The following is a 25,197-nucleotide window of genomic DNA, read 5'->3' as shown; positions in this document are numbered from 1 at the left end:
ATCAAATTTGGAGTAAAAAAGAGGGATCATCATGATTGGTGAACTTGTGAAAAAATATCGAAAAGAAAAAGGTCTATCTCTATCCGCACTAGCAGAACGAGCAGGTATCGCCAAATCCTACCTCAGCTCCCTTGAGCGAAACATACAAACCAATCCTTCTGTACAGCTGCTCGAAAAGCTGGCCGCCGTCCTGGATATTCCTGTTGAAAAATTGCTGAATGAAAAAGCTGAGGTCAATGAGGCGGAGCTGGATTATGAATGGGCAGAGCTCGTAAAGGAAGCTATGCAGTCTGGTGTCAGCAAAGACCAATTCAAAGAATTCCTTGAATTCAACAAATGGAAAAATAAGAACCAAAGTTAAACCGGCGTCTGGATGGACTCCGGTTTTTTATACATAAACATCGATGAGTGGAACGAGTTGCTTAAATGGATAAGGTATAATATAAGCTGTAAGCAGGTCCTTCTTGTTTTCCCATATCATCAATCGCTCTCTCACATAATCAAAAGGTGCTCTTCCCTTAAATTCATTATTAATATATAATTCACATACGTTTTTTCCACAGTAAATCACCTTCACTTTATTTCCAGCCACTTCACTTAAATAGATTCCACTTTCGAGCCGTATCATTTCTCTGCATCATCCTTTGGCTGCTGTTTCCAGCGTTTATAGGTGTAACAACGGAGTCTCCTCTTGATGGATACCCATTTTGCTTCCGTTACTGGTTAACAATCTTTATTAACTTAGCCTTCACAATATACCGGTGTGTCGGGTTTTTGAAGGGATGACAGGTAATTAAAGTGATGATGTTTTCGTTTGTTTTACTATGTAATACAGACAGATCAGTCGGTTTGACGATATCTTTAGCGAACATCCGATACGTGAGGGCTTTTTCTTTTGTTGCAATGGTGATGAAATCTCCCATTTTCACTTCCGTCAATCTATTAAACTGTTTACCATACGTATAGCTTCTATGGGCAGCAATGGCCGCATTTCCGTTTTCACCGATGGCAGAGGTGCCGGAGATATGTCCAGCGGCAATTTTCAAATTGGCCAGACTGGCACCTTCCAGAATCGGTAAACGGAGGTGAATTCTTTTGATCTCCAGTGTTCCAAGTAAACGGTTGGGCTGTGGACTTCTCATGGAGGGGTTCACAGGTTTTTCTGTTTCAGTGAAAACTTGATTTAACTTTTTGTAGTTGTCCTTTGCTTGTTCGTTGGGCGGGTGATTCCATGACTTAAGTAATTGGTTCTCCTGGTTCGTGTAATAATAGCTCTTTAGCTTTGGATAACACATCGTTAAGATTCCAGCAGTGATCAGCACATATGCTAGCCACCTCATAACTTACTCCCTTTTAAAAGGATTCGGGATTACAGACTTCTTCACAAGCAGAAGAATTAACCCTGATGAGAAGATGAAAAAGCCTAGAATCATGATAGGATAAGGACTGCTTTCACCGGTTTTCGGCAAGGTTGAAATGCCTGGTGTTGTATTGTTTGATGGTGGATCAGTTTGTTTGGACGGCGGTGTGTTGTTGTCTGTTGTGGTGTCATCTTGATTGCTTGGCGGGTTATTGATATTAGTGTCTGATGTCAATAGTACAAGTTCAAATTCAGTTTTCAATCCTTGAAATTCGTTTCCGGATTCCCAGGGAAATGAAATCGTTGCTGTTAGTTGTTCTTCTGTTCGTGGTTGTAGTTTACGCGGTTGTAGTTTCTTGAAGCCGCTGAGTTTTCCTTCATAAACAACTCCATTTTTATCACTTAATTTAAGAAAAAGCTGATTAAAGAATTTTTTAGAACCGTTCTTGTAATTGGATTTTGTATTATAAGTAAAAGGAACATTTCCTTTGTTTTTTACCACTAATGTTCTGGTCGCCCAGTCTCCGGGTTTCATGTTGTTCACATCAAAAAGAGACTCGGTTGGAGAGGTTGCAAAATCTATTTTTGAGGTTGTATTCGATGCATCTGTTTTCCCAAAAGGAAAAAAAACAATAAGGGTAAGCAGCAGTGAAATGGAATATACAAACACAATTTTAAATTTATTTGAGTTAAATATCATGATCTGTACCTCCTCGCTTTTAAATTGGAGGTCTGACTTTGTTCCTCGCATAACATCTATACTATAAAAGAAAGGTGGGATGCCCCACCTTCCCTTTTAATTTAAATTACTTTGCTACGCCAGCACCCTGCTTGCCTTCAAATGTCCAATTAAGAGTTAAAGAATCACCTTGGAATTTGTTTTGGTCAGCACCATTCTCAACAAACTCATATTGTACATAAAGTGTATCATCTGTACCAGCTGCAAGTTTTCCGCCTCTTTCTGCTAACCAGCCACCAAAGATGTTGCCTTTTATTACATCTGGTGACAATGTTTTAAGTTGTGCAAGTGTAGTTGAATAAATCGGGGCATCAAGCTTATCAGCATTTATCAAGAAGTTAACGCGGATATGGCTACCAAAGTCTTCTCCTGCATTGTCACCTTTAGCATCATTAACTGTATAATCTGTAGCTAAGTTAATAGTCGCAATGTCTAGATTTCCAGCATTCGCTAGTTTGAAAGATCGAAGCATTGTGTCTCCAGGTTTGATTTTATCTACGTTAATAATCGTTGTGGGATTAGCATTTAAATCCAATGTTCCCGCTGCAAATGTGCCATTTGTTTTAGCTGAATCACTAAAGTATGCATACGTCCCTCCACCTACTAAAGACAATCCTAATGCTGCTGAGGCTACCCCTAAACCTAATTTCTTTTTCAAACTCATGTTCAACTTCCTCCCCTTCCCCATTTTCCATGGGTATGTAGTGTTTTATATTGAACCTGCAAAGAGATTTCTCTGCAGAGTTGCAACCGTTAATTGCTTACTGGCGGTGTCTCTTCTTTTTTTGTTACTTCGATTTCCCGAAAGGCTTTCCAGATGGTGACCACAGAGTAGATAAGAAGGAGAATTCCGGGAACGATCATCAATAAAGTGGTACCTTTTTTGGATTGTGCAAACTCCATTCCGTATCCCACATAAGGAACGGTGAACCCTTTGTATTCTGCGACTACGTTGTTAGCAAGTACCGTTTCCAGGTCGGGGGCATCATTGTTATCACCCTTTGTGACGTATCTGGTATTTGATCCGCTGCCTTCCACTTTGTTTATCCTGTGGGTAATCAATTTATTTTCAGAAGCCTTAAAGGTTATGACGTCACCCTTTTTAAAACGGGTCATGTCACCACCAGGCTTAACTGCAATGATTGATCCTGTGTGGATTCGCGGTTCCATGGAGCCGGATAGGACTGTTTTTAGCTGGTAACCGAGAAAACTAGGATCTCCTCCTGAAGCTTTTGACGAGATGACTATAACTGCCATAAACAACAAGGTTGCAAATAAAACAGTTGTAACAATATTGCTAAGCCATTTTTTAACTTTGATTGTCTTCATTACTATCACCCTTCTTTGAATCTGGAACTGTCATTTTTTGATCTATTGAATTTTGCTCGGCATCTTTTTCGGCGTCTTTATTTACAGCTTCTTTGTCCTGTTCACCGTCATTGGTTTTACTATCTGGTGCTGGCTCTGGTTCTTTTGTTTCATCCTTAACTTCTGCAGGCTTTTCAGCCGGTTTTTCCTCTGTATTGTCATTACCTGAATCGCCAGACGCTGGTTTTTGTTCCTTTTCTTTCTCGCTCACTATATTTTCTTTTTTGCCATCCTTACTTTTATCTTCATCTGTATCTTGTTGATTACACCCAGTTATTGTAATTCCATCACTCCAAAGTTCTCCCTTACCTGGATGTCCTGGTCTCTGGAATGCTTTAAACTTATAAACACCATCTTTCGTTGGCAAATATGTAAGGGTTTCTTTTTGGTTCTTTGTCAGCGCATCAATTTTTCCAGTATCGACTTTACTGCCATCCTTCGGATATCCTTGTTCAGCCCACCAAACTTCGTATTTAACAGGATCCTGCATCTTCTCACCCTTGTTTACTATTACAGCGCTAATACTGCTGCATGAAGCTTCGTTAGATGCCGATAGGAAGGTCAGTGAGCTTTTATCCCACTTCCCGTCATCGGTCTCCCAAGTCCCTGCCATAATCGTTCCGCTAACTTTGGATGTATCATTAAAGTAGGCATTTGTAGTTCCGGTCAGACCGTAAAGGGAGTACATAAGTGAATAAAATATAATGCCAGCTTGTAAACTTAAAACATATACCCAATGCTTCTTTCTGAACTTTCTCAATCGCTTGCTTCTGATGTGTCTCCCTCCTTTTTTACTAAGGACTTAGACTCTGCTCGTGTCCACTTCGTTCTTATTAACGAACAACTCGTGTTCAGTATAGAACGATTTTACTATTTGAAAAACCTGCAAAATTGGTTAAATTTGTTCTTTTTAACGTACAAACGTCCTTGTTAACTTCTTCAATCGCCTTTTTTCTTAATCTTTCGTTATTTTCAAAGAACATTTCGTCCGTTTTAAAGAACATTCGCAAATTTCCCTTGAATTCCTTGCTAAATGACCTAGTATGGAGATAGGAGGAAAACGCTTACTATGAAAAAAATAACGATTATTTCAACCATCTGTGTGGTCATCATGCTCTTAATACTTATTCCGGTCCTGAGAAATAAGCTGACTGAGGAAAGCAGCCATGAGCCTGCAAGCAGCGAGAGGCAAAATAAAAAAGCCGTAAACCCGCCAAAAAAGGCACAGCCCAAAGAAACCGTCCATACGGCAACCATCGGAGCAGTCGGGGATATCCTCATACATGACAGGGTGTACGATAAAGCGAAGAAACGTGATGGTTCCTATGACTTTAATCCGATGCTGAAAGAGGTAAAGCCGTATTTGGAGAACCCGGATATTACAGTGGCAAATCAGGAGACGATGATCGGCGGGGAGAAAATTGGACTATCTTCATACCCTTCCTTTAATTCGCCACAAGAGGTTGGAGATGCGCTGAAGAAAAGCGGTGTGGATCTGGTGACCATTGCGAACAATCATACGCTGGACCGCGGGGAAAAAGCGATTTTGAGTGCGATCAACCATTGGAACGAGATCGGAATGCCATATACCGGTGCTTTTCAATCATCCAAGGATCAAAAGATCATCCGTATCCTGAAACGGAATGAGATCATTTTTTCTTTCTTGAGCTATACCTATGGAACGAACGGGATCCCTGTGCCTAAGGACAAACCGTATCTCGTTAATCTGATCAATGTGGAGAACATGAAAGCCGACCTTCTTAAAGCAAAAAAAATCGCTGATGTTGTCGTGATCAGCCTCCACTTCGGAAACGAGTACGAGCGGATGCCGAATGAGTCACAAAAAGAGCTTGTGCAGGTGGCAGCAGATTCAGGAGCAGATATCATCATCGGTCATCACCCTCATGTTCTTCAGCCGGTTTCCTGGATCAAGAAAAAGAACGGTGAGCGGGCTTTTGCAGCCTATTCTCTTGGCAACTTTTTTTCCGGGCAGACAGGCCCATATAAAAACATTGGGGGTATGATGGATATTAGGGTGAAGAAAATTCAAAAGGGGAATAACGTTAAAATTGAGCTGGAAAATCCTTCATTTCTCCCAACCTGGGTGGACCGATCATGGCAGGTGCATCCGATGAAGGACGTAAAAACACAGCAGAAACAATATCGTGAAATAAAAAAACATATGAACCAATATGTACCTGAGCTTCAGTTTTCATTTTAATATAGAAGAAGGAGACCTGGTCTGATCTGAACTGTATCCCCAAAAATCGGGGAAGATCAAACATGGGTCTCCTTTTTATGCTTCGCCTTTTGATTTCGGGCTCTTCGTATCGCGTTTAGGAATATCGTCCACAAACTTATCGTCGGAGAATTCTACATCTGTCATGCTTTCGGTTGGGGTTTGATTGTTCTTGGCGGCAGCATTCGTGGAATGTTTTCTTTTAGCCATGATAAATCCCTCCTGATTTTATTTTCCTCTATAGTTTGTGAAAAAAAGGGAAATCTGATTCCAAAAGAAAAAGCATTCCGAAACGGAACGCTAATCGCCGATGGCTTTGCTGACGCAGTGGTCGCAAACGGATATTTGTCTTTCTTCCCAGCTGGTGAGCTCGTTGTTGCAAACCATGCAATGCTCGGACTGCATGGCCAGCTGGTCTCCTTGCTGGTTTTCTTCGTTCACAAAGTCCATGATGGAATCCGCCTCCTTCTCCCTAGTATATTCAAAAAAGAAGACTGCTTATTCTATACTATTGTTTGATATTTCGGACAAAAATCCTGCTTCTTCCATCATTATTTTTAAAAAATAAATACAAGTGAAAGAACAGCCCCGATACCACAGATTGACGATCAGCAGACATTGTCAGAATTTCCATGATTTCTTACTCCCTTCAGTTTAAAAAAGGAGAAGCTCGCCTTTTTGCAGAATGTATCTTCCTTGTACAGGAGGAATGTGCTATGACCCAACTTAGAAACAAAACCACAATAAAAACGAGACTAGAAAATTATATGATGGCTTATGACCGATTAGGCTATTTTAATGGCACTGTCCTTGCAGCATATCAAGGAGAAATCTTGCTGCTTGAAGGATATGGCACAGCCAGCCGGACGTTCAATATTCCCCATTCACCTCAAACCCGTTTCCCGATTGCTTCACTGACTAAAAACTTTACGGCAGCTGCTATTCTTTTGCTTGAAGAACAAGGTTTATTGAAACTTGAGGATACCGCTGGTTATTTTCTCGAGGACCTCACCTATGCTAAACAGGTTACTCTTCACCATTTGCTCTCCAACACATCCGGGGTTCCTGATTTCACCTCCATGCCGGATTATTGGACAAAAGAGATGAGGCTTCCCTCAAGCATTTTCGGACTGATCGATCGAATCAAAGACAAACCTCTCGAATTTGAGCCTGGTACTCAATACCGCTACTGCAACTCAAATTACATCTTGCTGACGGCAATTATTGAAAAAGTATCGGGACAAACCTATGCCCATTTTCTCCAGGAGAATCTGTTGAAACCGTTAGGTCTTAAGAACACCGGTTTGTTGGACGGTCGAACCATCGTTCAAAATTCGGCATCTGGTTATACGGTAAATAAAGAGGTTGTAAATGCAGATTTTATTGATATGAGTTTTCCGCTCGGTGCCTACGGTATATACTCTGAGGCCGAGGATCTGTTTAAATGGACGGAAGCTCTGTTTTCCGGAGAAGTTTTGAATAAGGAGTCACTGCATAAAATGCTCACACCCTATCTAGGCCGTTATGGATACGGCTGGGGTTTTGACAGAATTGGGGAAACCGCAGTTGCCTGCCATTTTGGTGATGTGAACGGATATTGTGCTGAGATGCTGAAAAGCTTGGATGAGAAGATTACTGTGATCGTCTTGAGTAATTTTAACTTAACACCGGTTACCAAGATCAATCGCGACCTGGCAAAATTAATGCTTAATGAAGAGGTGGAAAGTCCAGCATTTTGCGAAGAGCTTAATAGGGAGACAGATGTTTCTGCTTCTGTACATGGAACGTATTTTTCCAAGATTAACAATGCTTCACTCACACTTGAGCAGGATGGAGGTTCATGGCTCCTAACCATCCCGAAGATGTATGGTGTTCCATATACATTGCCATTGCTTCTTGTATCCAAAAAAGAGGCAGGTTATGAATTTATCTCCAGCTGTACACCAGAAAAAGTGGAAGTGATGATGATGAATGGAGATAACAAGGTAATAATCGTTCACCACGAAGATATGGACGGAATAAAAACATCTTATACCAAAATAGAAAGAAGCAGCTGATAGAACAGCTGCTTCTTTCTGCTTTTATTTATAGTTTAGTTTCAAGTGGCGCTGATAGAGAGTGATCAGTTCATCCAGCTCCTGGCTGATTTTTACAATGGGCAGGATCTGAATAACTGTTTGCCGATCGGCCTGATTGATACAACTTTTCTTTTACTTTTCCATCTGATCACAGACGGTTTGAAGATTACCGCACACAGGCACTTCTTTCCTTACCGAATAGAGCATAAACTACCTTTATTACTATCATCGGTACCTGTGGTAAAATTTACATGCGTTTTTCTTCTTTTTTGTAATTTTTTTCAAAAAAAGATTTTCTAGTCCCAACTAAAGCGCTCTTCTTTCCAGGGATCTCCATACATGTGATACCCGTTCTTCTCCCAAAAGCCCGGTGTTTCCATGGGCAGGAATTCAATGGCTCGGAGCCACTTCGCACTTTTCCAGAAATAGAGATGGGGAACCACCGCCCGAAGCGGGTACCCATGCTCTGGCGTTAACGTTTGTCCATTGTGAGAATGAGCCAGCAAACTGGTTTCTTTCAAAAAATCATTCAATGGAAGATTTGTTGTCCATCCTTCTTCCGCATGCAGAAGGACGTATTTGGCCAACGGATGAATGCCGACATTCTTCACAACATCCTTTACAGCAACCCCCTCCCATTCGTTATCCAGCCTGGACCAGCCGGTTACACAATGGATATCATTGGTAGCCGTTGATTTGGGAAGTGCCAGGATCTCCTCATAGGTAAAAGTTGTCGGATTTTCCACCATTCCGTAGATCTTCAGGTTCCAGTCATTTAAATTGTTATAGTAAGGAACATTGCCGTAATGGAGCACCGGCCAGCGGGTCGTAACATTCTGGTTGGGCGGTACCCTCTCCCGATCCTTTTTCTTCGGTGTTTTTCCAAAAAACATATTCTGCACCTCCATGAGATTTTATATGTAAACCTTGTATAAAAATTAAGTTGACAATTATCACTTCTCTGAATTACCATCAATATAGATAAATTACCACATGAGGTGAACATAATGAAATTTAGAGCGATTGATTTAACCCTAGCTGCGATGTTTGCAGCCTTGATGGCCGTAGGAGGAAATATTACAGCATGGATGCCTGCCCTCGTCTTCGGATCAGTGCCTGTTACCCTTCAAACCTTCTTTTGCATTTTGGCAGGTCTGCTGCTCGGAAGCCGTCTCGGTGCTGTTTCCATGATCGTATACACGCTTGTCGGTCTGGCTGGCGCTCCTGTATTTGCAGGATTCTCCGGCGGACCTTCCATCATTTTCAAACCGACCTTTGGATTTATTTTATCATTTATACTTGCTGCTTATGTAGCCGGAAAAATCCTTGAACTTGCGAAAAAACCAAGTCTGCCGGTTTTCTTTACTGCTTCTTTTGCAGGTTTGATCGTGAACTACTTTGTAGGAACGACGCTTCTCTACGCCGCGCTGACCAACTGGGCTGCGGTTGATGGTGTCACCTATCTGGGCACTTGGAAAGGAATGCTTTTGTTCCTCCCAAAAGATATTATTCTGACCGCGGTTACTGCAGTGATTTCACCACGAATCTATAAGGCAGTCTCTAAAAACCGCCGCACATCGAATTCAAATGCAGCATAAAAACAAAGAGGTACATCCCGAAAGCAGGGTGTACCTCTTTTTTATGCTTCGTACAAAAGGTCAGCCGATCAGTAATGGTAAGCAAACAAGATTTGCGTTCGGAAGAAACAAAGAACAAGATACTCAAGGCTGCTGGTAAACTATTCGGAAAGCGCGGATATGACGTTGTAACCATCAGAGAAATTGCAAAGGAAGCCGGATGCTCGCATACGGCTATCTACCTGTATTACAAAGATAAAGAATCACTGCTCCATCATTTGGCGATGCCGCTCTTACATGAACTTAAGGAGCTGCTGGAGAAAATTGATCAACAAACAAATCTGAATGGTCCTGCCAAATTAAAAGCGATCTGTCTAACATTCATTGAATTTTGTCTCCTGCATCAAAGCATGTACATCACATTTATCAGTGCCAATGCATCCAGAGTGGATGAACAGGATCCGAAACTGCAGATCAACAAAGTACGGATTGAACTTTTTCAGCTGTTAAAGGATGTGCTGAACAATGCCCTCACACTGTCTGAAAATGCACAGTCTCTTGCCTTTTCTCGTATTCTTTTCTATAACCTGCACGGCATGGTGAGCACTTACCTCAATCATAAAGAGCCGCTTCAAAAGCTGCTGGACCGTCTGTCATCCACCTTTGAACAAAGCATCGATGCCCTCTATCTCGGTTTTCAAGAAATCATAAAACAAGGAGCAAACAATGAAAGTTGAACAAATCTCCCCTCATATTTGGAGCCTGAAAACATGGATGATCATACCGATCCATGTCTGGGCTGTTCGCGGTAAAGAAGGGATCACCCTCGTTGATGCTGGGATCCCTTTGATGGCCAAAGGAATTTTAAATACAATTCATCAATTAAATGCTGGACCTCTTCAAAAATCTTGTTGACACATGGCCATTCGGATCATACGGGCTCTATTTCAGCCATCTTGAAAGACCATAACATTCCGGTCTATGCCCATTCCGTTGAAATCCCTTATCTGGAGGGTGACCTTGCCTATCCTCGAAGAAAGAAGGCTGTTTCATCGGTCTCTAAAGGCATTACCCTGCCCCTTTCTGCCGGAACCGAAGGTGAACTTGAACTCATTGATGGACTAAGACCCTACCTTACTCCGGGACACTCTCCCGGACACAGAAGATCAAGTCCTTCTCGCGGGTGAGCTGTTCACGTCTAAGAAAGGAAGACTGAAAAAGCCGATGCCCATGTTCACGGCAGATATGGAAGAAGCCTTCAAGAGCAGCTCCATCGTCAGCCATCTCAAGCCGAAACGTCTAGAGGTTTGCCATGGAAACAGCGTTCTTCAACCCGAAGCACAAATGGCTGACTATCGTTTAAAGTCAGGAATTCAATAAGAAAGCGGGGAATCATCCATGGCCATCCTGGGGCCCATTCTTTTAGGTGTGCTTTTCCTCTCTGAGCTCTTTGTATTAGTAGCCTTTGGATTCTGGGGATTTCACATGGTCAGCTGATTTTCAAAATATGTTCTCTGCCTTGTGGCTCCCCTTCTGGCGGCTGTCTTTAGGGGAACATTTCTTTCTCCAAAGGCATCGATACCGGTCCCTATCTCTTTGCGTACTTTGCTTCAGCTCACTGTGTTTGCCACTGGTACTATTGCGCTTTATTCCTCCGGACACACTAAATCAGCCCTTTTTTTCCGGACCGCCAGTTGCACATCCGGTCTCTTGGACTAATCCCTATTCTCTTCATAAAAAATCCCGAATGAAGGACATTTTATAGTGTCCATCATTCGGGATAGTACATACCTTGGTTAGGTTAAAATACGTTCCTGAATAACGCTACGATCGTAAATACAATGATTAAAATAGGTATAGCTAAAATGATGTACCAAAAAATACGTGCTGCCAATGATTTCTTTTCGCTCATAACGAACCCCTTTACGGTTGTAACATTAGTATTGTCCTCATTTTAATCAAAATGCAGCAGCTATGTCCATTTCCCTGCACCCTTCATTCCTTGTATAAAATATAAAAAAGACCTTCATCATTATGAAGGCCTCACTAGTATTTTATGATTTATGTGTTTCTAAGAACTGCTTTCCGTATTCTCCATGATGGTGAATGGTAGCGTGCTCGATTTGAACGGTCGAATGCTTAAGTTTATATTTATCTTTCAGCATTTCATTAATGGCTAGAATGACGCAGAACGGCTGGATGTTTTCATTAATGAAAACATGAGCGGTCAAAGAGTGATGATCGGTGGTTACCGTCCATAGATGCAGTTCATGAACATCCTCCACCCCTTCCACTTTATATATATCGGATCTGATCGCTTCCAGGTTCAAATCGTCCGGAACAGATTCCATCAGGATCAAATAGGATTCTTTAATGATCTTGTAACCGCCTGTAAATATAATCCCGCCAATGATTAAGCTAATTAAAGGATCAAAGAAATATAGATCCGTAAACTTAATGAGAATCGCAGAGATAATTACCCCTATCGAGCTGAGCAGATCACCGATAAAATGCCAGAGGGCGCTTTTTACATTTAAGTTTTCCTCTTCCTTCATGCTTCGGCTTAACACTATGGTCAGCACAAGGTTTACGGTGAAGCCGATCACTGCAATGATGAGCATCAATTTAAAGTCGATGGTTTCCGGTTTAATGAAACGTTTGATGCCCTCAATAAAAATACCAATGGCAATGATGGCCAGGGCAAGCCCGTTTAAAAAGGAAGCGATGATTTCAAAACGCAAAAAACCAAAAGTGAATTTGGCATTCGGCTGCCGGGTAGCCAGGTAAATGGCCAGCATACTTAAGCTGAGTGCCAGTACATCTGAGACCATGTGGGCGGAATCCGATAACAGCGCAAGAGAGTTGGAGATCAGCCCGCCGATTACTTCAACGATCGTAAAAAACAGGGTCAGCAAGAGGGTAATCCACAACGTTTTTTTTGACCGGCTCTGCACTTTTACATGAGGGAGATGGTGATAATCGTAATCCGCCATTGTACAATCCCCTTTCCTTTATGTATTTTAAAATAATTATAAAGTAATAATAATTATATTATAATACAGATCGAATCATCCCGCAATCCTCTTTTTCTTTCAGAGTATGTAAAAAAGCATGACAGGTGCCATGCTTTTCTGCAATATTATTTAAAATCCAATGCCAGCCTGGCTAACGTACGTACCATTACCCCTGTTGCTCCTTTGGGGCCGAGGCTCGAGGCCTTGGAGGAATAGGCTGTACCCGCAATATCCAGATGAACCCAAGGGGTTTTCCCAGCAAACTCTCCGACAAAAAGCCCGCCGGTTATGGCATGGCCCAACCGCCCTGTGGAGTTGTTCAAATCGGCCATGTCGCTTGATCTCAGCATATCTTTAAACGGTTGATGGCTGGGCAAAAGCCATATCAGCTCTCCTTCACTCCCTGCGGACCGGCTTACCTGGCCGAATAACTCCTCGTTATTTGTTAGTGCACCCGTCGTACAATCTCCTAAAGCAACGACCACTCCTCCAGTGAGCGTCGCCACGTCAACCAGATAGTCTGCTCCCATTTCTTTCGCATAAGTGATGGCATCAGCAAGGATCAGCCTGCCTTCCGCATCTGTATTACGTACTTCAATCGTTTTCCCGCTCAGCGATGTAAACACATCTCCGGGTTTCATTGCTTTTCCATTGATAAGATTCTCGCTCGATGGCACGACAAAAAGTAGGTTGGTCTTCGGTTTCAGCCGGCCGACCGCTTCCATCGCACCAAGTACGGCCCCGCTTCCTCCCATATCACTTTTCATTTCATGCATGTTGGCACCCGGTTTAATGGAATAGCCGCCTGAGTCAAACGTCAGCCCCTTACCGACCAGGGCAAGAACATGATCCCACGTATCCCTTCCTTTATATTTCACCGTGATCATCTTAGGAGGCTCATCTGAACCTTGTGATACGGCTAGGAGCGCACCCATGCCCAGCCTCTCCATGTCCTCCCTATCTAAAACTTCATATTCCATACCGAATTTGATGGCAATCTCCATCGCTGCCCGAGCAAGATCTGTCGGCGTCATAAGATTGCCCGGAGTATTGATAAGATCTCGTGCCGTATTAATCCCCGCACCAAAGGCATGGCCCGTGGCAAGCCCGGCCCCCGTCTGGCTGTTTGAACTGTAAACCGTAATTTCAGTGAGCTTCTTGTCGCGTTCATTCGTTCGCTCTTTATAGTTTTCAAATTCATAGCTTCCCGCTACAACCGCTTCCGCAAAAGCATGTGCAAGCTTATCACAAGACAATCGATCGCTTTCAAAGGTTTCCAGGACGATTGCTGCCTTTTCCCGCTTCTCCCTCTTCAGAAGCTGAACCGCTTTGCCGAACGCTTCTCTTATCGTCTCGTAGTTCGCGGCTGCCCGCCGTCCTAAACCGATAAAATAAAGCCGTTTCGCTCCAACAATCCCAAATGTATGAAGCTTCGTAACCGATTTTGCCGATGCTGAAAGGTCTCCTTCCCTCAAAAGCTCTGTAATATGGCCGTTAAATGCCGCATCTAGTTCAGCAGGAATTCCATCAAGTTTTTTGTGATCGGACCATATGCCGATCAATAACGCTTCTTCCGGGTTGTTCTTATTCCAATTTGCCTTTATGGTAAACATACACAACCTCCTTCTGCATGGTATGCTACTGTCAGTTTATTCTTCCTGAGGATCATTTAGTAGCAGGATCAATTCCGGCAGGGCCGGCAGTTTATCCGCATCCTCATAAGGGACACTGTCGATTTCATGAGGTATTGTTTTCAAACAGGCTTCCATAAAGCGATACACCTCTTGTAAATCGATTCCCCAATAAAAAGGCCGATACTCCTGGAGGTAACGGTGGGCGGCCTGCATCATACTCCTCGCACCTTTTACATTTCCATACTCATAATGATAGATCGCCACTGTCATCTGCAGCAGCCCTTTTAAAAAGTAATTCCCTTTATCGATCAGCCACATTTCCTCAAGCAGGTCATGGCACGTGTAGTAATCTCCCTCATTGAACGAAATGAAAAACTCATAGTATTCCTCTGGATAATCCATCAGTTCTCCCATCCCTTCTCCACTATGATAACAGAAGGTGCATTTTCTTCCGCCCTTTAATGCCATCCCCTGCAGAACATTAGATTGCAAACCTTAAAAAAAGGGTATTATGAAAGCATTAGAACAACCTTATCTCGATACATTGTAGAAAAAGGCTGCGAGGAGACGATCTATGGACCTATTATTCAATTTTCCTTTACTTGCTTCCTTATTAGGAATATTAATGGCTCAATTTTTAAAAATACCAATTACCTATCTGGAGACAAAACAAGTGAGATGGGATCTGTTTATCAGTACAGGCGGTATGCCTAGTTCACACTCCGCCGCCGTTACAGGGCTTGCAACAGGAGTTGCTCTGAGGGAAGGATTGGGCAGCTCTATTTTTGCCGTTGCTGCTATGTTTGCCATTATTGTGATGTATGATGCGAAAGGAATCCGATGGCATGCAGGAGAACAGGCTGCCGTATTGAATAAGTTAGTGACAGACTTCCGGGAGCATGTGGAAGTCAGCCAGGCAATGAAAAAACAGGACGTAAAAGAAAAGCATAAACAATTAAAAGAACTTCTTGGCCACCAGCCGGATGAAGTCTTTTACGGCGCACTTCTTGGAATTGTCCAAACGCTGATCGTATACTGGCTTTTCTTCGTACTTTAAGGGGTGACGATTCGTGAGATTGATATCTATTTGTCCGAGCAACACAGAGCTAGTTGATTACCTTGGGTTGACAGAACAGCTTGTCGGTGTGGATGACTTTTCCGATTGGCCTGAAAGGGTCCGCTCCTTGCCGAGGCTCGGTCCGGACCTATCCATTAACATGGACATGGTCGAGGAACTGAAACCGGATCTCGTGCTCGCTTCTTTAAGTGTTCCAGGCATGGAAAAGAATGTAGAAGAACTGAAACGCCGCAACCTTCCGCACGTGGTTTACAATCCCACCACTCTTGAAGATATAGCCGAGGATTTGAAGGATTTGGGAAGTAGGACAGGCGTGGAAAAGCGTGCAGTTTCTCTCGTATCCCAATATAAAGAAATCATCAATGAGTATCAAACGTTCGCAGCCGGCATTAAAGAGAAAAAGCGGATTTACTGGGAATGGTGGCCAAAGCCTGTTTTTACTCCTGGCAGGCAGAACTGGCTGACACAGATTTCACATCTTTCCGGAGCTGAAAACGTTTTCGAAGATGTTGAACTGGCAAGTGTTCGAACCACCTGGGAGGATGTCATTCAACGAGATCCTGATGAGATCTGCATCGCTTGGGTTGGGGTTAGGAAGCAGAAAGTAAAACCCGAGCTTTTGGAAAAACGCCCGGGCTGGTCCGAGCTTAGAGCAGTAAAGGAGAAAAAAGTGCATATTCTTGAAGAACATCTCTTCTGCCGGCCTTCTCCCAGACTGATTGACGGTCTGCATAAACTGCATCAGGTGCTGTGGAAACAGCCGGTCTCTACAGCAAATTAATGATCTAGCAGAAAAGCTTCAAGCCGTTTGGCTTGAAGCTTTTTTTAATACAATTGTTTCCGGTTGACGTGCATGGTTTTTTTTTCATTCCATGCTTTGAGTTCCTGCTCAGTCACTGTCCCTGAACCCTTTTGAACGACATAGACCTTTAATGTTTTCTTGCCCCATTTTTCATAAACATCCTTTGTCGTTTCATAATAGAGGTCTATTTTTTTTCCCTTGATCGCTGAACCTGTATCGGCCACTACACCGAACCCATATCCTGGTACCCAAAGGATGGTGCCAATGGGAAAGATTGACGGATCGGCCGCAATGGTAGAATAGAGATCCCGCTTGACCCTTAATCCGGATTTTGTAATTCCATATGCGGGGTGTGCCTTATTCTTGCCAGTAGACTCCTCTCCAGCCGTATAACCTGTGGCGGTTACAGTGACCGAAGGATAAGGGGAAAAATCAAACTCCTTCACCGCTGAAACATTTTCCGGCTCTGCGGTTACAGTAAATTCTCGTTCCCAGAACAAAGGCACCTCTTCGAGGGCCTGAGCGATAAACTTAATCACATCCACCTTCATGGATTGAAACAAGCTTTCCTGCTGTGTTTTCTGTTGAGAAGCCGCCCATTCGGTTACATCCTTAGCCTCCACACCTGAGATCGAGTGCAAGGTGGTTAGCAGAGCAAGGATAAACATAGCCGTCATCAAGAGACGTTTTATGGCATTTCGTATAAAACGCAAACTTTCACTCCTCTCTAAAACGTAGTATTTTCCAGGAGAGGTAAACTTTATACGGATAAACGTCTCAAATAGGAGCTTTTTGGCATAAAAAAAAGAACCTTCTTAATATACACAGAAGATTCTAGAACATTTGATACCCTCTTACCCGAAGCATTTTAATGGCCAATCCGGCAAAAATGGCACCAACCATCCCGCTTGCAAGAATACAGATGTCTACAGTCTGAAGATGAATTAAATCATGGCCGAGTTCTGTAAAACTTTGTCCAGGGCTAGAAAAGTATTTAAAAAATTTCACATGATCAATGATCATGATCACGACCACCGGATAAATGACCGCCATAATCCATGTTGAACGAAGAAGCATGTTTAAAAGGAAACCGATTCCAAAAAAAAGGACGATAAATAATAGCATGGAAATAAACAACTGCGGTAAGTACATTTCTTCACCCCCGTATTCAAAGCTAGTTTACTGAAATAGGGGATTAAAGTCAATATTAGGATAAAGAAAAAGGAGCCCGGCATCATGGGCTCCCTTCATCCATTAGCTTTCCCTTTTTCCGCTTCCACAGCATTCCTCACAAGTTTCAGAGCCACCTAAAAGAAGCTGGAAATACCCCTTGCCTTCACAATATTGACACTTTTCCTGTGTTTTCGTTCTTGTTGATGTTTCCAATAGATGACACTCCCCTTGTTTGAATTTTCTGATAATATATCAAGAATACAAAAACTTGAAAAGGCATCATTTCCGTCCATATCGTCCATGTAAGCGTAAACATGAGAAGATATCTAGTCATACATTCTATTTTCATACAATTTCAACGATTATCAAAAATTTTATAAGAGGTGTACCCAAAGACATCACCAGGATTCAAATGCTCGATTACGGTTTCAGTTTTCTCATTTAAAAAATGGTGAACCATCATCGAGGTCGCAGGGTCAGCCTTCAGTTCCTCAGGGGTGAGAAACCGTGCTTCCTCTATCTCTCCCTGCTGAGGCATTAATTTTCCTCCAGCAGCTTCAAGGAGAAAAACAACCATATTATCACTGATTTCACTTTTGATAACGCCCGTTCGGATACCGAGCACATGGATGGCTCTGCTCAAAATCCCTGTTTCTTCTTTCACTTCACGAACAGCAGCTTCATCCACCGTTTCACCCTGGTTCACAAAACCTGCTGGAATGGACCATCTGCCCTTCAGCCCGCCATACTTTTTCTTAACCACGAGCCATTTGCCGTCCTGGATGACCAGCCCTGCGGCTGCGAGCCAGACACTCCCTCTCTTTTTCTTCGAACTCATAAAAGTGAATCCCTCCTAAACATAAAAAGAGCAGAGGCCCCGAAGGACTTCTGCTCTCATCATATCATGCCGTCAGGCATTAAAATAATTTAAGTTTACCTTTTTTGATGACCATTGGAATGCCGCCAAGCAAGAAAAGATAACGGTTATCGATCACTTTTTTCATGGCTGAAGCTGTGGAACCGAATAATTTTTTGTTTCCAACTACGCCGATCGCTTCACCTTTACCAAGAGAAGCTACAGTACCTTTAATGTCCGGCTTGAATTCCTCAAGCTGCCCTCCGCCATTGATCAGCGTTTTCAAGTTGCGGCCAATCGTATAAGCCTGCTGAATGGCAATTTGTGCAGTTGGGGGATAAGGTCGGTTGATTTCTTCATTGATAATAAGAGCACAGTCACCTGCAACAAAGATATAGTCATATCCAGGCATGCGAAGGTCTTTATCAACTTTTACACGGCCACGCATGGTTTCGAATCCAGCTTCTTCAACCAGGTGGTTACCACGTACTCCGCCAGTCCAAACAACAGTAGCGGCCTTAATTTCTTCCCCAGAAGCAAGAAGAACGCCATCTTCGTTACATTCTTTGATCGGTGTGTTCACGAGGAACTCAACACCGCGGCGCTCAAGGTTGTTGATCGCGTATTCAACGAGCTCTTCGTCAAATCCAGGAAGAACGTTTGGAGCGGCTTCGATGTTAACGATACGAACTTTTTCACGAGGAATATCATATTCTTTGCAAAGCTCAGGAACACGGTCAGCCAGCTCTCCGACAAATTCGATTCCTGTAAAACCAGCACCGCCGACAACGATATTGATCAGTTCTTGTTTCTGCCCTTCGTTGTTGTAACGAGCAAAGTTATATTCAATGTGTTCGCGGATTTCACGGACAGAATTGATGCTGCGGATGCTGAATGCATGTTCTTTTAAGCCTTGGATTCCGAATGTTTCAGGATCTGATCCAAGAGCAATGATAAGATAATCATACGTTAATTCACCATTTGCAAGGATTACGCGCTTCTCATCTTTTTTAATCTCAACAACCGTATCCTGTACAAAGTTGATTTTGTTTGTATCGATGATGTCATCGATCATGATACGTGTTTTATCGTGGTGCAGCGTACCAGCCGCATTTTCATGAAGCCATGTGGTTTGGTAGTGATAGTTATGCTTGTTCACAAGCGTAATATCCGCATTGTTTAAACCAAGCTCTTTTTCCAGGCGGACAGCTGACATCATACCGCCGTATCCTCCACCAATAATTAAAATTTTTGGCTTACTCATATGATCACTTCCAGTTCAGATTTTTTATAGTTTGACCTAACCAATAAGGAAATATGATAGACAAAAAGTTTGTGACGTATTTCACGTAGTAGGACAAAAATAAAGACGAAAACTGTCACAATTTCCCCATGTTTTTTCCTATTTCATCTTAGTCCTTTTCTTCTTATATTTCAACCGTTTTTTGAAAAAAAGCGATAAACCCTTGACATAGACAATACACCCTCTAGGTCCAGCATCGGCCATGAAATCACATTGTTTGTATTATCCTTTCCTTTCCCTCTCATTCTTACTATAATGGAGGGAGAATGATAATATTCTCGGGGGTGGAAGTATGACAGAAGAAAATCTGTATGATATTACGATAATTGGCGGAGGTCCGACAGGATTGTTTGCAGCATTCTATGGCGGAATGCGCCAAATGAAAGTAAAAATCATTGAAAGCATGCCACAGCTCGGAGGACAGCTCGCTGCATTATATCCAGAAAAATATATATATGATGTAGCCGGGTTCCCGAAGGTGCTTGCCCAGGATCTTGTGAACAATCTAAAAGTCCAGGCAGAGCAGTTCAATCCGGAAATTGTACTCGAAGAATCCGTTCAAAGCGTTGAGAAAAAAGAACAGCATTTTGAACTGACAACAGATAAAGATAAGCATTATTCCAAAGCGGTGATCATTACTGCAGGTGTCGGTGCGTTTCAGCCAAGACGTCTGGAGCTCGATGAGGCGAAAGCTTTTGAAGGAAAAAATCTTCATTATTTCGTGAATGATCTTCAAGCCTTTGAAGGCAAAAAAGTTTTAGTCGCAGGCGGAGGAGACTCTGCGGTGGATTGGTCACTCATGCTGGAGCCAATCGCTGAAGAAGTCACACTTACTCACAGGCGCCCTAAATTCCGGGCACACGAACACAGTGTCGAACAATTGCTGAATTCCAATGTACAAATTAAAACTCCGTATCAGATTAAAGAGCTTGCAAATGACGGTGAAAAGATTACCCATGTGATTCTGGAAAATGGTGAGGAGCAAGAAAAAATCGACGTGGATGCTGTCATTGTCAATTATGGATTTGTATCTTCTCTAGGACCGATTAAGAACTGGGGACTTGATATTGAACGAAATTCGATAATCGTGAACTCTCGAATGGAAACGAACGTGAAGGGGATCTATGCGGCAGGAGATATTTGTTCTTACGATGGAAAAGTCAAACTGATTGCTGCAGGATTCGGAGAGGCTCCAACCGCTGTCAACAACGCGAAGACTTATATTGATCCTAAAGCGAAAACCCAGCCTCAGCACAGCACCAGCCTATTCTAATGAAAAAGTGCGGGACGCGAAGGAGGAATAAAGTTTTATGAACCGCCAATGGACGGAAGACGAGCTATATACTGCCGAACTGCTTCAGGAACTTCATCGTAAAGCCAGTTCCCTCCACATTACCGATGAGTCCTTTCTTGAAAATGTCCGGGAATCGCTGCCCGAGCTTAAGCAGCTATTAATAAAGCTCGAAGACTCGCTGGAATAAAGTGGTTCTTGGATTAGCTGTATGATATGTGATACAATTGGTTTAGCAGACAAGAGCTGCTCATAAACCCATAAATTTGACCCGGTGTCGGCACACCGGGTTTTTTCGTACATAAATAAGGAGATTAACGATGAACATATATATCATCATTGGCATCGCATGCTTTATACTTGGAACCGGATTAATGATGGCAAGCAGCCGGAATACCGGCAGAAGAAAATGGGTCATGATGGGATTATCAATCGTGAGTGATTTGATCGGACTGATCTTTCTTCTTTATCTGGGGAATTAATATTCTTTTATGAAGGTGGTTAGCAGCAGGCTAAACACCTTTTTTCCTTTTTCATTTCGTTTCCTTATTAATATCTCATTTTGAAATTGCTGTTCATTGATCACTGCCACTTCGTAATCCACCGTTGATTCCTGCCCTTTAACGTAATCTTCATAGGTCTTTTGCAGGTAAGCTTCTGCTTCTTCCCTCGTATTGAATTCGATTTCGACAGTTAGCCCTGGCCTTCCCTTAGATTGTCTGCGTACTTCAATGACATATTTCATTTATGACACACTTCGGTAGAGAAAGAGCCACAGCACAGTGATCATCAGGAGACCGGGCCATCCACCGAAAACAAATCCAGCTGCAAATACGAGCAATACAGAAAGGCTGGCCAGCAGCCATGACAGCATGATTCCCAAGCGTTGCGCGTGACGGTTCATCATCTCCACTCTTCTCTCCCTCTACAGGATGATTGATCAAGTGGTATAAACATATTCTGTAAAACCGTAAATATTGCAAAAAAAACCTCCCTGCCAGCCAGAATCGGCAAGCAGGGAGGTTTTTTTGATTGTATTAGCACTCTTCTGGAGTTCCAGCATTAGTTGCTGTTTTAAAGGAAGAACCGCATCCGCAAGAAGCAATCGCGTTCGGATTGTTAATCGTGAATCCTCCGCCCATCATGTTCTGTTTAAAATCAACAGTTGTACCATTTAAAATCTTGGCACTTTCATCATCCACAACAATCTTAAGGCCGTTAATCTCCTCTTGGTGATCGTTGCTTTGGGTTTCTTTATCAAATCCCATGCCGTATGAAAGGCCGCTGCATCCTCCGCCTTTAACTCCGACACGAAGGAAAAGTCCTGTTTCTTCCTCTGCTGCAAGCATCTCTTTAATTCTGCCTACTGCGGCATCTGTAAAGTTTACGATCATCTCTCTGCACTCTCCTTCATTGAAGGTTTTATTACTTTATTATACAGGGGCAGCGCCAAACTCTCAAGGTTTCAGCCTGCCCTTTAAAATGACTTATCTCTTTCAATCTTCAGTATAAGGTTATGGGTTTCATCAATTTTACGGCTATAGCTTAACACTTCCGGATGATTCAGTCCAAATAGGCCGGCTGTCTGAATCATCTTTTCGCGGAGCACTTCGATCTGCTCATTATAATGGTTCAGCCGTTCGCAATCAGCGGTATTGGTCACGTGTAACACTCCCTGGTTCAAAACCTGGTGGTTCCATTATTCTACTTTATATTCAATATTTTTACAATATCAGACGTTCAACATTATGTATTCTGCTATATTTTTATCATTTTGTCTTGATTATCTTTGAAAAGTAAAAAAAAATTAATTTTTGTTACACAAATGTGATATAGAAGGTAAATTGTACCTTCCTTGTCCTTCCAAACAAATGAGCGTATAATAGACTGCGTATTCTTTAGTAAAAAAAGTCCGCTCAAGATAAAGGCATCAATCAAAAAGTTTGATTTCGCAGGATCCATTCCTGCACAATAGATCGTATATACATATTATTTAGAACGGGGGAAAAGTAATGGCGATCATTACACAAGAAACAAAAATTTATGACATTGCTGAAAAAGTCCGTAACGGTGAACGTCTTTCCATTGAGGATGGACTGTTTTTATACGAAACCAACGATATTCTAGGGGTCGCTCAATTGGCGAATGAAGTAAATGCCCGGAAAAACGGAGATAATGTTTATTTTATTGAAAATATGTACATTAACCCGACTAACGTATGTGAGGCAACATGCAGTTTCTGCGGTTTCAAACGAAAGCCTGGTGAAGAAGGCGCTTATACGATGAACGAAGAACAGCTGCTTGAGTATGTAGAAAAACGCTGGAATGATAATATCCGTGAGTTTCACATCGTCGGAGGCCATAATAATGAAGTGCCTTTTGATTACTATCTGGACACCATTCGTGCACTAAAAAAACATTATCCAAATGCAGCTGTCAAAGCTTATACTGGAGCAGAGATTGAATTCTTCGCCCGATTATCCGGTTTATCAATGAAGGAAGTACTTGAAGAGCTTGTGAAAGCAGGCTTGGATACCATGCCTGGTGGCGGAGCAGAAATTCTGACAGAACGCTACCGTGAAAAGATGAGTCCGGACAAAGCTTCCACCGATCAATGGCTCGAAGCACATGAGATCGCTCACGGCCTTGGACTTCGCACGCATGCAACCATGCTGTACGGTTCAATTGAAACGAAAGAAGAACGCCTTATCCATATGGACAGGGTTCGCAAGCTTCAGGATCAAACCAACGGATTTATGGTGTTTATTCCGCTTGCGATGCAGCCAAGAACAGCTTCCATGGGGCTTATGCGCCGAACATCAGCATTTGATGACATGCGAACCATCGCGATCAGCCGCTTGATGCTGGATAATTTTGACCACGTCAAAGCATACTGGATCAACATCGGCGTCCAATTAACACAAATGGCATTAACATTTGGAGCAGATGACATTCATGGAACATTGATCGAGGAAAGAATTTCTCACTCTGTGGGTGCTCTTACTTCACAAGGCATCACCCGTAAAGAACTGGTTCATTTAATTAAAACAGCCAATAAAAAACCTGTAGAACGTGATACCTTCTACAACATTATTAAAGAATATTAGACACAAAGCTGCCGGACATACCCGGCAGCTTTTATCTTAACTTTTCCTCAGTCCAGAAGTAATCATCATCTGCGTTTAAGATCGTCAGCTTGCTGTGGCAGCATGGCATAACCAAGAGCTGCTTGATGCCCTCTTTCGCACTGTTCAGCTTCTCTTCAGAAAAGGTTGTCAGCACATTTGATTTGCCGCAGAACGGGCATTCATTTATATAAATATCGTCCATCATTTTATCGTATGGCCAAGAATTCCCAAATGTCAGCATATCGACTGGCGTTTTTGTTGCAAAAGCCAGGGTTCCCCTCCTTGTGTTTATCATCTCCTCACCTATTGTATACCAGATGGCCAAAAAGCTGTGTTATTTCTTTTACCCATTCTTTTCCGGTCATAATCTTTTTCTTTTTCAGAAAGCAACTAAACTTTTGTAAGTCAAAACAGTTCCCAAATTCCTTTTTATACAGTATAATAAGCAATGTATTCTACAAAAAAATAGCGATCCATCTTCGGGGCAGGGTGAAATTCCCGACCGGCGGTATTTGAAGATTCCCTCTTCATCAGCCCGTGAGCTCATAAGAAGAGCTGAAACGCATCGCTTACAGCCGACAAGCACTGGAACCCACTGACCATTAAAACGCCTTTTTGTTTTTTGGCGGGAGTAAAGTGACGTGGGGCTTTAGGCGTTTAAAGCTAGACAACGTTTCGCGCTTCTTGTCTGCTGATCTGGTGTAATTCCAGAGCCGACAGTAAAGTCTGGATGGGAGAAGATGACGGTGCATCGTTCAGTTCTTTTACAATAAAGAGGTCTATTGTAAAATGACTGAGCCCTCGCTCAACAGCATTCAAAGGACGTGCTATTCCTTTAAATGTTTCTTTCGTGATGCCTGACACTCTCCCTTAGCTTTAATTAAGCTAAGGGTTTTATCATGTTGGCAGGGGTGCACTGCATTTGAAATCAGAGATGGCGCAACAAAGGAGAGATTTCAACATGCAAAAGGGAAAAGTTTATAAGATGGTGGCTGTTTCCATGCTAAGCAGCATTGCGTACGTATTACAGTTATTGGATTTTCCGTTTCCGGGTCTTCCGTCCTTTCTTCAAATCGACTTCAGCGAAGTTCCTGCGCTTCTTGCAGCGATCGTATTTGGACCGCTTGCAGGGATTGCGGTTGAAGCCATTAAGAACTTTCTTCATTACGGAATGGTCGGCAACCTGACTGGTGTACCGGTTGGAGAACTGGCGAATTTTATCGCCGGAACGATCTTCATTATTCCAGTCTCCTACTTCTTCCGCAAATACCGTACAACAAAAGGCTTATCCGCAGGCTTGGTCAGTGGAACGGTTTTAATGACCCTAGCCATGGGAGTATTGAATTACGTGCTCATCCTTCCCGCCTACACCTGGTTCCTTAACTCGCCGCAAATGTCCGGTGAGGCGATGATGAACCTGATCTTAGTAGGGATTGCACCTTTCAATGTGATCAAGGGTTTGCTTATCACCCTTCTGTTCATTGTGTTATATACTAGGATTCAGCCTTGGCTGAACAGACAATATCAGCATTCATAAAAATAAGAAACTGGCCCAGT

At 42.7% G+C, this 25,197-nt stretch carries 39 protein-coding genes and 1 pseudogene; 16 read left to right on the top strand and 24 right to left on the bottom strand.

All coding sequences use genetic code 11. The annotated features are described in order from the left end of the window. The first annotated feature begins 31 nt into the window (after window positions 1-31). The gene (locus QYF49_RS05045) at window positions 32-361 is read left to right on the top strand and encodes a helix-turn-helix domain-containing protein (protein WP_290398513.1); all 330 of its coding nucleotides are present in this window, start codon (window positions 32-34) and stop codon (window positions 359-361) included. Between the two features lie 27 nt (window positions 362-388). Here QYF49_RS05045 and QYF49_RS05040 read toward each other — a convergent pair whose 3' ends face one another. From QYF49_RS05040 to tapA, 6 genes are all read right to left on the bottom strand, one after another. Further along, window positions 389-628, bottom strand: a complete 240-nt coding sequence (locus QYF49_RS05040) for a hypothetical protein (protein WP_290398512.1) — start codon at window positions 626-628, stop codon at window positions 389-391. A gap of 88 nt (window positions 629-716) precedes the next feature. Next, the gene (locus tag QYF49_RS05035) at window positions 717-1,340 is read right to left on the bottom strand and encodes a class D sortase (RefSeq protein WP_290398511.1); all 624 of its coding nucleotides are present in this window, start codon (window positions 1,338-1,340) and stop codon (window positions 717-719) included. 3 nt (window positions 1,341-1,343) lie between these two features. Next, entirely contained in the window at window positions 1,344-2,060 is a 717-nt protein-coding gene (locus tag QYF49_RS05030) for an LPXTG cell wall anchor domain-containing protein (protein WP_290398510.1), read from the bottom strand. Window positions 2,061-2,166: 106 nt separating this feature from the next. Beyond that, the gene (locus QYF49_RS05025; RefSeq protein ID WP_290398509.1) at window positions 2,167-2,763 is read right to left on the bottom strand and encodes a CalY family protein; all 597 of its coding nucleotides are present in this window, start codon (window positions 2,761-2,763) and stop codon (window positions 2,167-2,169) included. Between the two features lie 89 nt (window positions 2,764-2,852). Then, window positions 2,853-3,428 carry a signal peptidase I SipW gene (sipW, locus tag QYF49_RS05020; protein WP_290398508.1) on the bottom strand — a complete coding sequence of 192 codons (576 nt, stop codon included), beginning with the start codon at window positions 3,426-3,428 and terminating at the stop codon, window positions 2,853-2,855. Beyond that, window positions 3,409-4,227: an amyloid fiber anchoring/assembly protein TapA gene (gene tapA / locus QYF49_RS05015; RefSeq protein ID WP_290398507.1), complete on the bottom strand. Its 819-nt coding sequence runs from the start codon at window positions 4,225-4,227 to the stop codon at window positions 3,409-3,411. Before tapA ends, sipW begins: the two co-directional genes overlap by 20 nt. 309 nt (window positions 4,228-4,536) lie before the next feature. Between tapA and QYF49_RS05010 the strand changes: the two genes are divergently transcribed. Beyond that, window positions 4,537-5,688, top strand: coding sequence for a CapA family protein (locus QYF49_RS05010; protein ID WP_290398506.1), 1,152 nt, complete (start codon window positions 4,537-4,539; stop codon window positions 5,686-5,688). Window positions 5,689-5,763: 75 nt separating this feature from the next. Here the strand turns inward: QYF49_RS05010 and QYF49_RS05005 are convergent, their stop codons facing one another. Next, entirely contained in the window at window positions 5,764-5,916 is a 153-nt protein-coding gene (locus tag QYF49_RS05005; protein WP_290398505.1) for a hypothetical protein, read from the bottom strand. Window positions 5,917-6,006: 90 nt separating this feature from the next. Continuing rightward, complete coding sequence (locus tag QYF49_RS05000) at window positions 6,007-6,156, bottom strand: hypothetical protein (protein ID WP_290398504.1); 150 nt, start codon at window positions 6,154-6,156, stop codon at window positions 6,007-6,009. A gap of 266 nt (window positions 6,157-6,422) precedes the next feature. Between QYF49_RS05000 and QYF49_RS04995 the strand changes: the two genes are divergently transcribed. After that, entirely contained in the window at window positions 6,423-7,763 is a 1,341-nt protein-coding gene (locus tag QYF49_RS04995) for a serine hydrolase domain-containing protein (RefSeq protein ID WP_290398503.1), read from the top strand. Between the two features lie 24 nt (window positions 7,764-7,787). Here QYF49_RS04995 and QYF49_RS25660 read toward each other — a convergent pair whose 3' ends face one another. Both QYF49_RS25660 and QYF49_RS04990 read right to left on the bottom strand, forming a co-directional pair. Beyond that, the gene (locus tag QYF49_RS25660) at window positions 7,788-7,862 is read right to left on the bottom strand and encodes a Spo0E family sporulation regulatory protein-aspartic acid phosphatase (RefSeq protein WP_354005810.1); all 75 of its coding nucleotides are present in this window, start codon (window positions 7,860-7,862) and stop codon (window positions 7,788-7,790) included. A 218-nt stretch (window positions 7,863-8,080) separates the two neighbouring features. Beyond that, window positions 8,081-8,677 (bottom strand): sulfite oxidase-like oxidoreductase, encoded by a 597-nt coding sequence (locus tag QYF49_RS04990; protein ID WP_290398502.1) that lies wholly within the window; start codon window positions 8,675-8,677, stop codon window positions 8,081-8,083. A 114-nt stretch (window positions 8,678-8,791) separates the two neighbouring features. Here QYF49_RS04990 and QYF49_RS04985 point away from each other — a divergent pair, with 114 nt between their 5' ends. The 6 genes and pseudogenes from QYF49_RS04985 to QYF49_RS25640 form a co-directional block, all read left to right on the top strand. Beyond that, entirely contained in the window at window positions 8,792-9,382 is a 591-nt protein-coding gene (locus QYF49_RS04985; protein ID WP_290398501.1) for a biotin transporter BioY, read from the top strand. 74 nt (window positions 9,383-9,456) lie between these two features. Next, a complete protein-coding gene (locus QYF49_RS04980) occupies window positions 9,457-10,098 on the top strand; it encodes a TetR/AcrR family transcriptional regulator (protein WP_290398500.1) in 642 nt (213 codons plus the stop codon). Further along, window positions 10,088-10,276: an MBL fold metallo-hydrolase gene (locus tag QYF49_RS25655; RefSeq protein ID WP_354005796.1), complete on the top strand. Its 189-nt coding sequence runs from the start codon at window positions 10,088-10,090 to the stop codon at window positions 10,274-10,276. Before QYF49_RS04980 ends, QYF49_RS25655 begins: the two co-directional genes overlap by 11 nt. Continuing rightward, window positions 10,270-10,548 (top strand): MBL fold metallo-hydrolase, encoded by a 279-nt coding sequence (locus QYF49_RS25650; protein WP_354005795.1) that lies wholly within the window; start codon window positions 10,270-10,272, stop codon window positions 10,546-10,548. Before QYF49_RS25655 ends, QYF49_RS25650 begins: the two co-directional genes overlap by 7 nt. 37 nt (window positions 10,549-10,585) lie before the next feature. Continuing rightward, window positions 10,586-10,741 carry a hypothetical protein gene (locus tag QYF49_RS25645; RefSeq protein ID WP_354005794.1) on the top strand — a complete coding sequence of 52 codons (156 nt, stop codon included), beginning with the start codon at window positions 10,586-10,588 and terminating at the stop codon, window positions 10,739-10,741. 135 nt (window positions 10,742-10,876) lie between these two features. Then, window positions 10,877-11,080: pseudogene (locus tag QYF49_RS25640) on the top strand (YrdB family protein); the annotation flags it as partial. Window positions 11,081-11,415: 335 nt separating this feature from the next. On the opposite strand, the gene QYF49_RS04970 reads toward QYF49_RS25640, so the two are convergent. The 3 genes from QYF49_RS04970 to QYF49_RS04960 form a co-directional block, all read right to left on the bottom strand. Beyond that, on the bottom strand, window positions 11,416-12,354 hold the full coding sequence (locus QYF49_RS04970; RefSeq protein WP_290398499.1) for a cation diffusion facilitator family transporter: 939 nt from the start codon (window positions 12,352-12,354) through the stop codon (window positions 11,416-11,418). A 146-nt stretch (window positions 12,355-12,500) separates the two neighbouring features. Continuing rightward, window positions 12,501-13,988 (bottom strand): leucyl aminopeptidase, encoded by a 1,488-nt coding sequence (locus QYF49_RS04965; protein WP_290398498.1) that lies wholly within the window; start codon window positions 13,986-13,988, stop codon window positions 12,501-12,503. Window positions 13,989-14,024: 36 nt separating this feature from the next. Then, window positions 14,025-14,414 carry a DUF309 domain-containing protein gene (locus QYF49_RS04960; protein ID WP_290399050.1) on the bottom strand — a complete coding sequence of 130 codons (390 nt, stop codon included), beginning with the start codon at window positions 14,412-14,414 and terminating at the stop codon, window positions 14,025-14,027. A 169-nt stretch (window positions 14,415-14,583) separates the two neighbouring features. Between QYF49_RS04960 and QYF49_RS04955 the strand changes: the two genes are divergently transcribed. Together QYF49_RS04955 and QYF49_RS04950 are read left to right on the top strand one after the other, a co-directional pair. Beyond that, complete coding sequence (locus tag QYF49_RS04955) at window positions 14,584-15,066, top strand: divergent PAP2 family protein (protein WP_290398497.1); 483 nt, start codon at window positions 14,584-14,586, stop codon at window positions 15,064-15,066. Between the two features lie 13 nt (window positions 15,067-15,079). Then, a complete protein-coding gene (locus tag QYF49_RS04950; RefSeq protein ID WP_290398496.1) occupies window positions 15,080-15,868 on the top strand; it encodes a cobalamin-binding protein in 789 nt (262 codons plus the stop codon). Between the two features lie 44 nt (window positions 15,869-15,912). Here the strand turns inward: QYF49_RS04950 and QYF49_RS04945 are convergent, their stop codons facing one another. The 5 genes from QYF49_RS04945 to QYF49_RS04925 all read right to left on the bottom strand — a co-directional run bounded on the left by QYF49_RS04945 (window position 15,913) and on the right by QYF49_RS04925 (window position 19,182). Then, on the bottom strand, window positions 15,913-16,593 hold the full coding sequence (locus QYF49_RS04945; protein WP_290399049.1) for a 3D domain-containing protein: 681 nt from the start codon (window positions 16,591-16,593) through the stop codon (window positions 15,913-15,915). A 130-nt stretch (window positions 16,594-16,723) separates the two neighbouring features. Beyond that, window positions 16,724-17,041: a YuiB family protein gene (locus tag QYF49_RS04940; protein ID WP_290398495.1), complete on the bottom strand. Its 318-nt coding sequence runs from the start codon at window positions 17,039-17,041 to the stop codon at window positions 16,724-16,726. A gap of 102 nt (window positions 17,042-17,143) precedes the next feature. Beyond that, complete coding sequence (locus QYF49_RS04935) at window positions 17,144-17,275, bottom strand: YuiA family protein (RefSeq protein ID WP_290398494.1); 132 nt, start codon at window positions 17,273-17,275, stop codon at window positions 17,144-17,146. Window positions 17,276-17,417: 142 nt separating this feature from the next. Next, complete coding sequence (locus QYF49_RS04930) at window positions 17,418-17,900, bottom strand: NUDIX hydrolase (RefSeq protein ID WP_290398493.1); 483 nt, start codon at window positions 17,898-17,900, stop codon at window positions 17,418-17,420. Window positions 17,901-17,979: 79 nt separating this feature from the next. Beyond that, the gene (locus QYF49_RS04925; RefSeq protein ID WP_290398492.1) at window positions 17,980-19,182 is read right to left on the bottom strand and encodes an NAD(P)/FAD-dependent oxidoreductase; all 1,203 of its coding nucleotides are present in this window, start codon (window positions 19,180-19,182) and stop codon (window positions 17,980-17,982) included. A 331-nt stretch (window positions 19,183-19,513) separates the two neighbouring features. On the opposite strand from QYF49_RS04925, the gene QYF49_RS04920 reads away from it, so the two are divergent. The 3 genes from QYF49_RS04920 to QYF49_RS04910 all read left to right on the top strand — a co-directional run bounded on the left by QYF49_RS04920 (window position 19,514) and on the right by QYF49_RS04910 (window position 20,994). Continuing rightward, window positions 19,514-20,494: an NAD(P)/FAD-dependent oxidoreductase gene (locus tag QYF49_RS04920; RefSeq protein WP_290398491.1), complete on the top strand. Its 981-nt coding sequence runs from the start codon at window positions 19,514-19,516 to the stop codon at window positions 20,492-20,494. Between the two features lie 37 nt (window positions 20,495-20,531). Beyond that, window positions 20,532-20,702, top strand: coding sequence for a hypothetical protein (locus QYF49_RS04915; RefSeq protein WP_290398490.1), 171 nt, complete (start codon window positions 20,532-20,534; stop codon window positions 20,700-20,702). A gap of 130 nt (window positions 20,703-20,832) precedes the next feature. Continuing rightward, entirely contained in the window at window positions 20,833-20,994 is a 162-nt protein-coding gene (locus QYF49_RS04910; protein WP_290398489.1) for a hypothetical protein, read from the top strand. Here the strand turns inward: QYF49_RS04910 and QYF49_RS04905 are convergent. From QYF49_RS04905 to QYF49_RS04890, 4 genes are all read right to left on the bottom strand, one after another. Next, window positions 20,991-21,257, bottom strand: a complete 267-nt coding sequence (locus tag QYF49_RS04905) for a hypothetical protein (protein WP_290398488.1) — start codon at window positions 21,255-21,257, stop codon at window positions 20,991-20,993. The two genes, QYF49_RS04910 and QYF49_RS04905, sit on opposite strands and share 4 nt — an antisense overlap. Then, entirely contained in the window at window positions 21,258-21,419 is a 162-nt protein-coding gene (locus tag QYF49_RS04900) for a hypothetical protein (protein WP_290398487.1), read from the bottom strand. Between the two features lie 130 nt (window positions 21,420-21,549). After that, window positions 21,550-21,906 carry a HesB/IscA family protein gene (locus QYF49_RS04895; RefSeq protein WP_290398486.1) on the bottom strand — a complete coding sequence of 119 codons (357 nt, stop codon included), beginning with the start codon at window positions 21,904-21,906 and terminating at the stop codon, window positions 21,550-21,552. An 83-nt stretch (window positions 21,907-21,989) separates the two neighbouring features. After that, complete coding sequence (locus tag QYF49_RS04890) at window positions 21,990-22,175, bottom strand: aspartyl-phosphate phosphatase Spo0E family protein (protein ID WP_290398485.1); 186 nt, start codon at window positions 22,173-22,175, stop codon at window positions 21,990-21,992. 349 nt (window positions 22,176-22,524) lie between these two features. On the opposite strand from QYF49_RS04890, the gene mqnE reads away from it, so the two are divergent. Next, a complete protein-coding gene (gene mqnE, locus QYF49_RS04885; protein ID WP_290398484.1) occupies window positions 22,525-23,619 on the top strand; it encodes an aminofutalosine synthase MqnE in 1,095 nt (364 codons plus the stop codon). A 31-nt stretch (window positions 23,620-23,650) separates the two neighbouring features. Here the strand turns inward: mqnE and QYF49_RS04880 are convergent, their stop codons facing one another. Next, a complete protein-coding gene (locus QYF49_RS04880; RefSeq protein WP_290398483.1) occupies window positions 23,651-23,935 on the bottom strand; it encodes a hypothetical protein in 285 nt (94 codons plus the stop codon). Between the two features lie 368 nt (window positions 23,936-24,303). Continuing rightward, window positions 24,304-24,504 carry a hypothetical protein gene (locus QYF49_RS25970; protein WP_425589545.1) on the bottom strand — a complete coding sequence of 67 codons (201 nt, stop codon included), beginning with the start codon at window positions 24,502-24,504 and terminating at the stop codon, window positions 24,304-24,306. A 97-nt stretch (window positions 24,505-24,601) separates the two neighbouring features. On the opposite strand from QYF49_RS25970, the gene QYF49_RS04875 reads away from it, so the two are divergent. Next, window positions 24,602-25,177 carry an ECF transporter S component gene (locus tag QYF49_RS04875; protein WP_290398482.1) on the top strand — a complete coding sequence of 192 codons (576 nt, stop codon included), beginning with the start codon at window positions 24,602-24,604 and terminating at the stop codon, window positions 25,175-25,177. Window positions 25,178-25,197 lie beyond the last annotated feature (20 nt).

The organism is Fictibacillus terranigra, assembly GCF_030412265.1.
Lineage (GTDB): Bacteria > Bacillota > Bacilli > Bacillales > Fictibacillaceae > Fictibacillus_C > Fictibacillus_C terrinigri.
The sequence above is the reverse complement of the archived record's forward strand: the minus strand, read 5'-3'. Positions and strand labels throughout refer to the sequence as shown.